7 protein-coding genes are annotated in these 12,293 nt (G+C 70.5%); 3 read left to right on the plus strand and 4 right to left on the minus strand.

Features of this window, described 5'->3' with window-relative positions; all coding sequences use genetic code 11:
- Positions 1 to 111 precede the first annotated feature (111 nt).
- Genes H9Y04_RS12830 through H9Y04_RS12840 form a run of 3 tightly spaced genes read left to right on the plus strand, consistent with a single transcriptional unit; the run spans position 112 to position 6,375 of the window.
- Positions 112 to 5,376, plus strand: coding sequence for an HD domain-containing protein (locus H9Y04_RS12830; protein ID WP_187813943.1), 5,265 nt, complete (start codon positions 112 to 114; stop codon positions 5,374 to 5,376).
- A 7-nt stretch (positions 5,377 to 5,383) separates the two neighbouring features.
- Complete coding sequence (locus H9Y04_RS12835; protein WP_187813944.1) at positions 5,384 to 5,731, plus strand: hypothetical protein; 348 nt, start codon at positions 5,384 to 5,386, stop codon at positions 5,729 to 5,731.
- Positions 5,728 to 6,375, plus strand: coding sequence for a hypothetical protein (locus H9Y04_RS12840; protein ID WP_187813945.1), 648 nt, complete (start codon positions 5,728 to 5,730; stop codon positions 6,373 to 6,375). Before H9Y04_RS12835 ends, H9Y04_RS12840 begins: the two co-directional genes overlap by 4 nt.
- 166 nt (positions 6,376 to 6,541) lie before the next feature.
- Here H9Y04_RS12840 and fdhD read toward each other — a convergent pair whose 3' ends face one another.
- From fdhD to H9Y04_RS12860, 4 genes are read right to left on the minus strand one after another with little or no spacing between them, the layout of a single operon-like run.
- A complete protein-coding gene (gene fdhD / locus H9Y04_RS12845; RefSeq protein WP_187813946.1) occupies positions 6,542 to 7,405 on the minus strand; it encodes a formate dehydrogenase accessory sulfurtransferase FdhD in 864 nt (287 codons plus the stop codon).
- Between the two features lie 7 nt (positions 7,406 to 7,412).
- Positions 7,413 to 8,285, minus strand: coding sequence for a 2Fe-2S iron-sulfur cluster-binding protein (locus H9Y04_RS12850; protein ID WP_187813947.1), 873 nt, complete (start codon positions 8,283 to 8,285; stop codon positions 7,413 to 7,415).
- An 11-nt stretch (positions 8,286 to 8,296) separates the two neighbouring features.
- Positions 8,297 to 10,216 (minus strand): NAD(P)H-dependent oxidoreductase subunit E, encoded by a 1,920-nt coding sequence (locus H9Y04_RS12855; RefSeq protein ID WP_187813948.1) that lies wholly within the window; start codon positions 10,214 to 10,216, stop codon positions 8,297 to 8,299.
- A gap of 8 nt (positions 10,217 to 10,224) precedes the next feature.
- Positions 10,225 to 12,177 (minus strand): molybdopterin-dependent oxidoreductase, encoded by a 1,953-nt coding sequence (locus H9Y04_RS12860; protein WP_187813949.1) that lies wholly within the window; start codon positions 12,175 to 12,177, stop codon positions 10,225 to 10,227.
- Positions 12,178 to 12,293 lie beyond the last annotated feature (116 nt).

The following is a 12,293-nucleotide window of genomic DNA, read 5'->3' on the forward strand; positions in this document are numbered from 1 at the left end:
CCCACTGTTCGCCCGCACCGTCCGCCGCTCGTAGAAGGTGAACCCGGGAACTGCTCAACCTCCCTGTGCCATCCTGACCTGCGCAGGCGATGGACGCGGGGAGGCGGCGGCATGGGGCAGAGCAGGCAGGCGCTGATCGTGGCGGTGCCCCAGTACGAACTCTCGGACCGCTTCGAGGACTTGAGGGACACCGTCGGCCGGGACGTCGAGCTGATGACCGAGGCACTGCGCTCCTCCGGCTACAGCGTGGAGCTCGTCGGCGTACCCCCGCACGAGCCCGCCCTGCGCTCACGGATCCGCAGCACCATCAGCCGGGTGTGCGCCACCGCGCCGGAGGACAGCACCGTCCTCATCCACTTCACCGGGCACGGTCTCTCCGTCGGCGGCGCGGACTATCTCGTCCCCGCGGACGCCCAGTTGACCTGGGCGACCTCACCGCCGCAGGTCGCGCTCGACAGCCTCATCGGACTCGACCTCGCGGAACTGCTCCAGGGCTGCCGGGCCGACACGGTGCTGCTCACTGTGGACGCCTGCCGCGACACGGCCGGCGCGGACGGCCCCTCCTACGGTGGCCCCGCGACCAACTTCCCGGCCTGGCGGGACAGGGTCGCCGTCCTCTTCGGCTGCGGCCCGGGCCAGACGTGCGGCTCCGACGCGGAACTGGGCAGTCACTTCTCACGGGCCCTCGCGGAGGCCCTGCACGCCGACACCGCGCCGCGCACGGTGGCGGACGTCATCACCCACACCGTCCGCAGGACCACCGAGTTCGCCCGGGCCGCTCGCGAGAAGCAGACCCCGACCCCTCACTACGCCCCGAGCGGCCCCGACGCCGTCAAGGAGGTCGAACTCTGCGCAGGCCGCACCCTCCAGGAGGAGTGGACGCTGGCGGTCCGTGATCCGGAGCTGTGGGCGTCGGTCCAGTGCGGGGACGAACGCCGCGCCGCGCTGCAGCAGGCACTGGTCCGGCTGACGCAGGAATGCGCGAAGTGGCGCGGCGGCGCCCTGGCCCGGGTCCCCGACCCCTGGGCGGACGACAACTACCCCGTGCGGGTCCTGTCGCAAGGACTCAGACCGCTCCTCGCACCGTCGCAGACCCAGGGCGGACCGCTGCTCGACGCGGGCGAGTTCGCGCTGCTGGCCGCGGCACCGTTCGTACGGGAGGCGGTCCATGCGATGGGGATCAGGAACGTTGCCACGATCGACCCGCACCGTCTCGATCCCGCCATGGGCGATGGGGGACGCGATCCCGAACGCGTCGACCTGGAGCACACGTTCGCGGCGCACGCCCTGCTGCGGCGCAAGGGCCGGGAGCTGGCCGGACGCGGGCGCGCGGAGGAGGCCGAAGCCGTCGCCGCCTGGCTCGTCCACCGGCACGTCAGCGGCAAGGAGGAGCTCTGGGACACGTATGCCCCCCAACTCCTCACCCCGCTCGCCAAGGTGATGATCGGCGCCGACGCCGCACCCGCCAGGATCGGGGAACTCACCGACGAGCTGGTGCGCGTCTGCCGCCAGACCGGGCTGGCTCCCGCACAGCCCTACCAGGGAGAGCGTCAAGGCGCCGACACCCATTGGCGCCTTGACGAACTCGTGTGCCCGGACTCGACCGTGGAGCGCTGGCGGCCGCGCGAACTGTCCTGGCTGATCGGTGTCGCGGGCCTGCTCGGCGGCGATCTGCGCCAGCTGCCCGGGGTCCTGGTGGACAACATCGGCATCACCGACGGTCTGCGCCCCGTCCAGGCTGTCCAGAGCGTGCGCGAGCTGAGGTGGTCCCGGGACCGCCACAGCAAGGCCCTCGACCTCGACCTCCCCTGCCCCCACCCCGCGGTCCACGCGGCGCTGGAGGCGTTGACCCAATGGACCGACGACGCCGTGCGGCGGATCCGGGCCCACACCGCCCCGACGGGGCCGACCGAGCTGCTCACCCATCTGCCCGAGCGGGTCACCTGCCGCAGGCTGCGCCCGCAGTACGACCTCACGACCAGGAGCGACGCCTACGGAGTGCCGCTGATGCGGTTCGCCCTCGCCGAGGACGAGATGCGTGAACTCCTCATGGGCACCCAGCTGTACGGCGACCCCGCTCTCGCGCTGCGGGAGCTCTACCAGAACGCGCTCGACGCCTGCCGCTACCGTCAGGCCCGGGTGCGCTACGGGGAAGTCAGCCGGAAGATCGCCCGGAACTGGGAAGGGGAGATCGTCTTCCGGCAGGGCGTCGACGACGAGGGCCGTCCCTACGTGGAGTGCGAGGACAACGGCGTCGGCATGGGGCACGAGACGCTGCGCGGCACCTTCTCGCGGGCCGGCCGGCGCTTCGAGCAGTCGCGCGAGTACAGGCGGGAGCAGGCCAACTGGCGGCGGGCCGACCCCGACCTGAGGATCTACCCCAACAGCCGTTTCGGCGTGGGGGTCTTCAGCTATTTCATGCTGGCCGACGAGATCAGCATCTGGACCCGCGCCACCGACGAGTACGGACGTGAGGACCCCTCCGGCGGGCTGCGCGTCGACATCGCCTCCAGCGGGAGCCTGTTCCGCATCCGCAGGAACGACGCGGCACAGGCCACGGGCGGCACGAAGGTGCGGCTCTATCTGCAGGCCGACGGCGTCGACGTGGCCGGACAACTCGGCAAGCACATCTGGCGGTCGGACTTCGCGATGCGTGTGGAGGACGAGGGCCTGACCGTTCGGACGTGGGAGAAGAAGGCCCTCTACTACTTCGGCGACCACACCCGGCCGGTGCCCGCGGGCAAGGACATGTGGTGGGTGGAGGGCAAGGGATGCCTTCTCGCAGACGGTGTGCAGGTCGACACGGGAGCCATGTTCGGTGAGGGCGACCACACCGCCCAGACCTGGCTCCGTGAGGACCGTCGCGCGCCGTACCGCGACGAGTTCGACGACTCAACCGGTCGCAGGACCGAAAGGCCTCCGTTCGGTTGCGTGGTGGACCTGCGCGAGACACACGCCCCGGACATCAGCACCAGCAGGACGACCCTTCTCTCGTACGACCGGGACTGGGTGGCCGATCGCGTCCTGGAGGCCTGCCGGGACTTCGAGGCACCCGAGTGGATGACCATGGAGTGGCTCTGGGCCTTCGCCACCTGGCACCCGGAAGGGGCGGTACGCATCACGGAGCGGCTGCTCGCAGCCGACGTACGCCTCACCAGCCGACTCGGCTGGGACCGGTCGACCGACTTCGAGTTCCGGAAGGTGGGGTGCTTCCCGCTCGATTCGGGTCTGGTGGCGTTCCGTACGGAATACGGGGGGTCCAGTGCCCTCGGCTCGGTCAGCCACCTTGAAGAGACTCTGCCGGCGTGGCGGGCCGGCGTACTGCGCTCAGCGGGTATCGAACTCGGCGTGCGGCTACGGCAGCTGGCGGTGCCGGAGACGGTGGCCGGATATCCGACGCCGCAGGCCTGGGAGGCGTACGTCGGACGGAGATCTCTCCTGGGCCAGTTCGACGGCGTACGGCGGGCCGCACTGGAGCACGGCACGGACGAAGTGCTGACTCTCGGCGACTTGTGGCGGAGGCTGCGACGCTATGCGGTCGTGGGCCTGGGGCTTCCCCCGGCGACAGGCTTCGACGCCGCGCACGCGATGGAGCTGGACGCCACGGACTGCGAGCTGCTGATGGGAGGCCGCACCTACTTCGGGTCCCTTCTTGATCCGGACCTCAATCGTGACGAAGTGGATGTGCTGTCCGTGCTGAGCCGCTTCAGCGCACAGCGGGGGCTTTCGCTGCGCGAGGCGTTGGGCAGGGCACGGCGCTTCGCGGCCGCGGGTTTTCCGCTGGCAATTCCCGAGACGGTCGCCGAACCTCCCGAGAACGAGGTGGCCACCCGAGAGGAACTCGAGGTGCTGTCCTGGCACTTCCAGTTCGTGCATACAGGCGAGCGGCCCCGAGGCCCGGTCCCGGACGCCGATGAGTACGAGAAGGTGCTGCACCGGTACGCGTGGCTCGGCGTGACGCCCGTCGCGCTGCCCGAGAGAGCCGAGGCTCCCGAAGCCGATGTGAGGCGTCAGGGCCCGCCGCGCTTCAGCGTGCCGCAGGAACAGCGTGAGGAGTTCGAGCGGAGCCTCGGGGCGTCCTGGTTCCGGGGGGTCGGCACCCTCTCCCGCCGCCAACTGGCGCGCGGGTCCGGGATGCTGTCGCTGCCCATCGACCAGGTCCTCGCGCGGTATGACGCCATCCTCAGGTCCCAGGCGGTGCGCATCCCCGACTACGGAGATCTGGCCGGCCGGGTCTTCAGCCGACTCGACAGCGACCTCCTGGGCGCCGCGCTGAACGACTGGATGGGTCGTTCGCTGTCCGACGAAGGAGCCGTCTGCCCTGCTTCGTTGCTCGAGACTGCGGCAGCCGTACGCACCGTGCAGGAGACCACGGAGCAGGTCGCGGAGAGCCTTCGCCAATTGGCGGCCCACGGTCTCGTGGCCACAGAGGCACCGGCTCTGGCCGAGAGCTGGCGTGGCATCTCGCAGAACGACTGGGATCTGCTCCCGGTGCCCATCCTCCGAGAAAATGAGCTGCCCGGCTATCCCCAGGCGCGAGCGTCCATGGTGGTGAACGGTGAGATCCACGGCCTCTACGCGGTCCTGGCCGCGGCGTACGCCAGGATGCCCCTCGGCTCCGTGATCGAGCGGCTGCTGACCGTGGGCCCTCTCGTCGGGCTCGCGGCGTCCGGACCGGCGCTTCCGGCCTCTCTCGCCGAGCTGCGCCCCACCCCGGCGGACATCCAGGCGTGCTGCGTCCAAGAGGACCGCCGAGTGGACTGGTGCATGGACTCCGCCCCCATGAGGCTGGTCCAACACGCCCTCTCCACGGACGGCACCCTCGGCGAGAGCATGGCGGTCCTGAGCCGCTACGCCCCGCTGGGCGGTCCGTGGCGGGAACCCGCGGACGAGGGCCGAGGCCACGGTGCGCACCCGGGCGGCCTCGCCGACTGGCGGGAGCACCGGCCCAGCCAGCACGACAGGGCGCTCTTCGGCCCCGATCTGGTGGGTGCCGGCCCCGCGGGGCCGCTCGAACTGCTGCGCGTCGCGGCCCGTTTCGGCTGGCGGATCGACCACGCGTGGGACCGGCTGGCGATTTACCGTCCGCTCGGGCTCGAACTGCTCGTGGACCGCCCGGAGTTCGAAGTGGTGCCGACCTGGGAGGACCTGATCCTCCTGACCGAGAACCTCACGGGCTCGGCTCCCGCGCTCGGCGGGCAGGTCACGGCCGAGCGCATCGCGGTCACCGCGCGGGAGCTGGAGCGGCCGACCCGCTGGGTCCATGACCGACTGGCCCTCTACGCCCCGCTGTTCGGCCTCGCGCTGCCGGCGGATTGCCCCGCCGAGCCGGCCCCGACGCCGGTACCCCGTCCCTACCGGGACCACACCGAGTGAGGAAGCGATGCCCGATCACGTAGCGACCGATTTCCGTGAATACGAGCCGCCCGTTCCGCCCACCGACACTTTCGACGTCGTACGTTCCGAGGACGGCCGCTGGTACACGGTGACCGGACCGTGCCCGACCTGCAGGGCGACGGTGGTCTTCCGTGTCGCGTACGGGGTACTGGGGCCGACCAAGCGGCTCCTGGGCCGCGGTCGGCGTGCGCCCGAGCCGCTCACGGGCAGCATTCCCGTCTACTGCCAGTGCGGCTACCCCCACGCGGAGCGGCCGCCCGAGTCGCCCGACTCGGGGTGCGGCGCCTTCTGGGAGGTTCCTGTGCCCGCGCCCGGCCCGGGGACGAGCACGTGACGGACCTGGCCAAGAAGCGGTTCGCGCAGCTCGGTCAGCAGTTGCAGCTCGATCAGCTCACCGCGGTACGCCGGCAGGCCGAGGGGTGGCGCAACGGCCTGACCGGGCTCACCGGTCTGGTCGGAGTGGTCTTCGTGCTCAAGGGCCGCGAGAGCGTGGCCGGGATGCCCGCCGTGTGGCGCTGGACCACGGCGGCGTTGCTCGTGTCCGCCTTCGTCCTGCTGCTGATCGGGGCACTCGGTGCCGTCCGGGCCGCGCACGGACAGCTGGGGCAGCGGACCTGGCTGACCGGGGACCGGCTCTTCGCAGCCGTCCTTGACGAGGTCGAGCGGACCCAGGACGCCCTGACCGCCGCGCGCCGGACCTCTGTCGTGGGCCTGTGCGTGATCGTCGCCGCCGTCGCCGTGTCCTGGGCCGTCCCGGCGGACGACAGCAAGGAACCCGCCACCGCGGTGCCGCACGTTCTGGTGGTGACCGCCGACGGCCCCCGCTGCGGTGAGCTCATGGCAGGCGACACCCGGACGCTGACCCTCAAGGTCGCCGGGGAGAAGGACAAGTCCGGCGGGCGTACACCGGCGGCCGGCGAGTGGCGCAGCATCCCCCTCGACCAGGTGCGTTCCATCACCCCTGTCCGCGGCTGCTGACCGGCTCGCCTCGCCGCCGCCCGTCGCCGGCGAGTGACAGCCGCCGGGGATGAGCGATCAGAACCCCCGCACAACGCGGGAGCGACACAAGGCAAGGGCCCGGCCGGCGCAGGGGGCGCTCCCCGCCGGCCCGGGCCCTGCCCGTCGTGCAGCGGACCGCCGCCGCTCAGCCCGTCGAGGCCGTCGCCTCCAGGGCCAGGCGATGCTCGCCCGCGTACACGTTCATGGAGTCGCCGCGCAGGAAACCGACCAGCGTGAGCCCGGTCTCCGCGGCCAGGTCGACCGCGAGCGAGGACGGCGCCGAGACCGCGGCGAGCACCGGGATCCCCGCCATCACGGCCTTCTGCGCCAGCTCGAACGAGGCGCGCCCCGACACGAGCAGCACCGAGCGGGACAGCGGCAGCCGTCCCTCGCGCAGGGCCCGTCCGACGAGCTTGTCGACCGCGTTGTGCCGGCCCACGTCCTCGCGTATGTCGACCAGTTCGCCGTCCTCGGTGAAGAGCGCGGCGGCGTGCAGACCCCCGGTCCTGTCGAAGACCCGTTGTGCTGCCCGCAGCCGGTCGGGGAGGCGGGCGAGCAGTTCCGTGTCCAGACGGACCGGGGGAGCGGTGTCCCCTTCGGTGTCGTCGATCGGGAAGCGCGCGGTGGTGCGTACGGCGTCCAGGGACGCCTTTCCGCACAGGCCGCAGGACGAGGTCGTATAGACATTGCGCTCAAGGGTGATGTCGGGGATCACGACACCTGGAGCGGTCTTCACATCGACGACGTTGTACGTGTTGGAGCCGTCGGCGGTCGCACCCGCGCAGTAGACGATCGACTGCAGTTCCTCGGCGGCGCCGAGCACGCCCTCGCTCACGAGGAAGCCCGCCGCGAGCGCGAAGTCGTCGCCCGGGGTGCGCATCGTGATGGCGAGCGGCTTGCCGTTGAGCCGGATTTCGAGGGGTTCCTCGGCGACCAGGGTGTCCGGGCGCGCGGAGATCTGTCCGCCCCGCACCCGGATGACCCGGCGCCGTTCCGTGACGCGTCCCATGTCGTGATCAGTCCCGGTTCTGTACGTGCTGGTAGCCGAAGCGGCCCTTGATGCAGAGATTGCCGTGGGTCACCGGGTTGTCGTGCGGCGAGGTGACCTTGACGATCTCATTGTCCTGCACGTGCAGGGTCAGATTGCAGCCCACTCCGCAGTACGCGCAGACCGTGGTCGTCTCCGTCTGCTGCGACTCGTCCCAGGTCCCGGCCGCGCGCATGTCGAACTCGGACTTGAAGGACAGGGCGCCCGTCGGACAGACCTCGATGCAGTTGCCGCAGTACACGCACGCCGACTCGGTGAGTGGGCCGTCGTGCTCCACGGCGATACGGGCGTCGAATCCGCGCCCGACCACCGAGATGGCGAAGGTGTTCTGCCACTGGTCGCCGCACGCGTCCACGCACTTGTAGCAGAGGATGCACTTGTCGTAATCGCGGACGTACAGGTCGTTGTCGACCCGCGGCTCCTCGTTCAGACGGGCCGCGTCAGGACCGAACCGGTCGGGCTTCGCGTCGTACTGCTTGATCCACTCCTCGACGCGGGGCGTGGTGGACAGGTCCACGGACGACGCGAGCAGCTCGATCACGATCTTGCGGGAGTGCCGGGCCCGCTCGGTGTCCGTCTTGACCGTCATGCCCGCTTCGGCCTTGCGGGAGCACGCGGGTGCGAGCGTCCGGGCGCCCTCGACCTCGACGACGCACACCCGGCAGGCGTTCTTGGGCCGCAGCGTGTCGCCCTCGCAGAGCGTGGGGATGTCCTTGCCCTCGGCCCGGCAGGCGTCCAGGATCGTGGACCCTTCGGGGACGCGCACCTGCTGCCCGTCCAGGGTGAACTCGATGAGCCTGCGCGGCAGTCCGAGCGGAACGGCGGACGTGTTGCGTGGCATGGCCGGTGCTGTCATTCGTACGCTCCCAGACGGTCGATGGCCGATTCCACGGCGTTCCACGCGGTCTGCCCGAGACCGCAGATCGAGGCGTCCTTCATGGCCGCCCCCACTTCCCGCAGCAGGGCGATGTCGCTCGCGGCGGCCGAGCCCGTACGGTCGGCGATCCGGTGCAGCGCCTCCTCCTGCCGTACGGTGCCGACGCGGCAGGGCACGCACTGACCGCAGGACTCGTCGCGGAAGAACTCGGCGATACGGAGCAGCATCCGCGGCAGCGGCACGCTGTCGTCGAGCGCAAGGACCACCCCCGAGCCGAGCGTCGTGCCCGCCTCGCGGGTGCCCTCGAAAGTGAGCGGGATGTCCAGCTCGTCGGCCCGGACGAAACCGCCCGCCGCGCCGCCGAGCAGCACCGCCTTCAACCGCTCGGGCGGGCCTGCCAGTTGGAGCAGATCTCCGAGCGTCGCGCCGAACGGCAGCTCGTAGATCCCGGGCCTGGCCACATTCCCGGAGACGCAGAACAGCTTCGGACCGGTCGACTTCTCCGTGCCGATCGCCGCGAACGCCTGCGCGCCCATCGTCAGGATCGGCAGCACGTTGACCAGCGTCTCGACGTTGTTCTCGACGGTCGGCTTGCCGAACAGGCCCTTCTCCACCGGGAACGGGGGCTTGGAACGCGGCTCGCCGCGATAGCCCTCGATGGAGTTGAAGAGCGCTGTCTCCTCACCGCAGATGTACGCGCCGGCGCCCCGGCGTATCTCGATGTCGAAGTCGTAGCCCTGGCCCATGATGTTCTCGCCGAGCAGGCCCCGGGCGCGGGCCGTCTCGATGGCGTTCGTCAGGCGTTCCAGAGCCCGCGGGTACTCGCCGCGCAGGTAGAGGTAGCCCTGTCGCGCGCCGATCGCGTACCCGGCGATCGTCATCGACTCGATCAGGGAGTACGGATCGCCCTCCATGATCACGCGGTCCTTGAAGGTGCCGGGCTCGGACTCGTCCGCGTTGCAGACCAGATAGTGCGGATGGTCCGGCTGCGAGGCCGTGGCCTGCCACTTCACCCCGGTCGGGAAGGCCGCGCCGCCGCGTCCCACCAGGCCCGAGTCCTTGACCTCTCGGATCACGCCCGCCGGGCCGATCGCGAAAGCCGTACGCAGCGCCGAATAACCGCCGTTGGAGCGGTAGTCGTCCAGGTCGTACGGGTCGACGACGCCGATGTTCTTCAGGAGGACCAGACCCTCCTGACCTGCCTGCGGCACGGCGAGAGCGGCGGCCGGCTCCTCCGGCGCCGTCTCGGGAGCGGTCGCCGCGACGATCGCCTCCTCGACGGTCGCCGGGGCGATCACCGCGGTGGCCCTGGTGACCTCAGGGGCGACCGGATCGCCGCCGCTCAGCGCCCCCAACAGCCGCTTGCCCGGGCCGACTTCACCGGAAGGCGTCGCCCCCGCCCGTATCACCAGAGCCGCCGGAGCCCGCTCGCACAGGCCCAGGCAGGGGCTTTTCTCCCAGAGCACCCCCGCCCCGGACGGCGTGCCCGCAGGACCCAGACGCGCTTCGAGACCCGCGCACAAGGAAGCGGAGTCCCGGGACGCGCACGCCAGGTCCGTGCAGACGTGCAGGACCGTCGCGGGGCGGGGCTTCATGGAGAACATGGAGTAGAACGTCGCGACCCCGTACGCCTCCGCCGGCGGGACCGTGAGCCGCCTGCAGAGATAGTCGAGCGCGCCCTCGCTGATCCATCCCACCCGGTCGTTGACCGCATGCAGCCCCGGCAACAACAGATCGCGCCGCTCCCGTGCGGCCCGGCCTCCCCGCGCCCAGCGAAGGTCGGTGTCCGTACGGTCCGACGCCCCCTCCCAGGCCGACTCCGGAGGGCCGAGCAGCGCGTCCACCGCTGCCCGCTCCTCATCGGTCGGCTTGCTGTCACCGAAGTGCAGATCCATGTCCTGCCTCAGCTCCTCACGGCCGCGACGGGCTCATTCGTGTGCAGCTTTTCGATACGGATCGCCGAGGCCTTGAACTCGGCGGTCCCCGCGATCGGGCAATTGGCCTCGATCGTCAGCTGGTTGGTGTCCACCTCGTCCGGGAAGTGGAACGTCATGAAGGCGAGCCCGGGCCGCAGCGCCGGGTCGACCCACACCGGGGCCGTGACGGTGCCGCGCCGCGACGCGACCCGTACCTCCTCGCCCACCTGGACACCCAGGCTCTCCGCGTCCTCCGGGCACAGCTCGATGTACTCGCCGCGCCGCAGCGGCGAGGCGAAACTCCCCGTCTGCACACCGGTGTTGTACGAGTCGAGGCGCCGGCCCGTCGTCAGGCGGATCGGGAAGTTCTCGTCGGTCAGATCCACCGGCGGATCGTGCTCGACCAGGCCGAACGCGGCGGGTGTGCCGCGCCGTTCGGGGTCGGTCTCCCAGAGCCTGCCGTGCAGGAAGCTCGACGGGAGCTTGTCCGTGTCCGGGCAGGGCCACTGCAGACCGTGGTGTTCTTCGAGCCGGTCGTACGTCATCCCGAAGTGGTCGGGGGAGAGGCTGCGCAACTCGTCCCAGACGGCCTGCGAGTCGGCCCACTTCCAGTCGTGGCCGAGGAGACCTGCGATATCGCAGATGATGTCGATGTCCTCGCGCGCCTCACCGGGCGGCGTGAGCGCTGCCCGTACCCGCTGAACCCGCCGCTCACTGTTGGTCGTCGTGCCGTCCGTCTCGGCCCAGGCGGCCGTCGCGGGCAGCACCACGTCCGCGAGCTCGGCGGTCTTCGTGAGGAAGATGTCCTGGACCACCAGGTGGTCGAGGGCCTGCAGGCGGCGCAGGGCCTGGTCGCTGTCGGCCTCGGACTGGGCCGGGTTCTCGCCGATGCAGTAGACGGCCTTGAGCTCGCCGTGCTCCATCGCCTCGAACATGTCCGTGAGCGTCATTCCGTACCTGGGCTGGATCACCACGTCCCAGGCGGACTCGAACTTGGCGCGGTGACCGTCGTCCAGGATGTCCTGGAAGCCGGGCAGCCGGTTCGGGATGGCACCCATGTCGCCGCCGCCCTGCACGTTGTTCTGTCCGCGCAGCGGCTGCACACCCGCGCCCCAGCGCCCGACATGGCCGGTGAGCAGCGAGAGGTTGATCAACGCCCGTACGTTGTCCGTGCCGTTGTGGTGCTCGGTGATCCCGAGCGTCCAGCACAGCTGCGCGCGCTCCGCGCTCGCGTAGGCGTGCGCCAGGTCCTTGATGGCGGCCGCGGGGACCCCCGTCACCTTCTCGGCGAGCGAGAGCGTCCAGGGCTCGACCAGCTTCTTGTAGTCCTCGAAGCCGGTGGTCGCGCGATCGATGAAGCTCTGGTTGTGCAGCCCGGCCGCGATGATCTCCCGGCCGACGGCGTGCGCGAGCGGGATGTCGGTGCCCACGTTCAGCCCGAGCCAGCTCTCCGCCCACTCGGCGGTGGAAGTGCGGCGCGGGTCGACGGCGTACATCCGCGCTCCGTTGCGTATCCCCTTCAGGACGTGCTGGAAGAAGATCGGGTGCGCGAAGCGGGCGTTGGAGCCCCACATCAGGATGAAGTCGGTGTGCTCGACTTCCTCGTACGAGGAAGTGCCGCCGCCGGACCCGAAGACCGCGGAGAGGCCGGCCACGCTCGGGGCGTGACAGGTGCGGTTGCAGGAATCGACGTTGTTGGTGCCCATCACGACGCGGGTGAACTTCTGTGCCACGTAGTTCATCTCGTTGGTGGCGCGGGCGCAGGAGAGCATGGCGAAGGAATCGGGTCCGTGCTCGATCCGGTTGCGCCGGAATCCCTCCGCCGCCTTCGCCAGCGCCTCGTCCCAGGTCGCCCTGCGCAGCGGCCCGTTCTTCTCGTCGCGGACCAGGGGATGGGTGAGCCGGCTGTACGTCTTGGGAGTTCGGTCTCGCTTCTTCACGCTGAGCTCCTCATGCCTGTATTGCATACAGTATTCTGTCGCCCGAGTCCCAACGGAAGCCTCTTGCAGGGTCTTTGTGGATCGGGACGGCCGGAGCGACGGGTGGAGCAGGACGG

The organism is Streptomyces polyasparticus (genome assembly GCF_014493765.1).
GTDB lineage: Bacteria > Actinomycetota > Actinomycetes > Streptomycetales > Streptomycetaceae > Streptomyces > Streptomyces polyasparticus.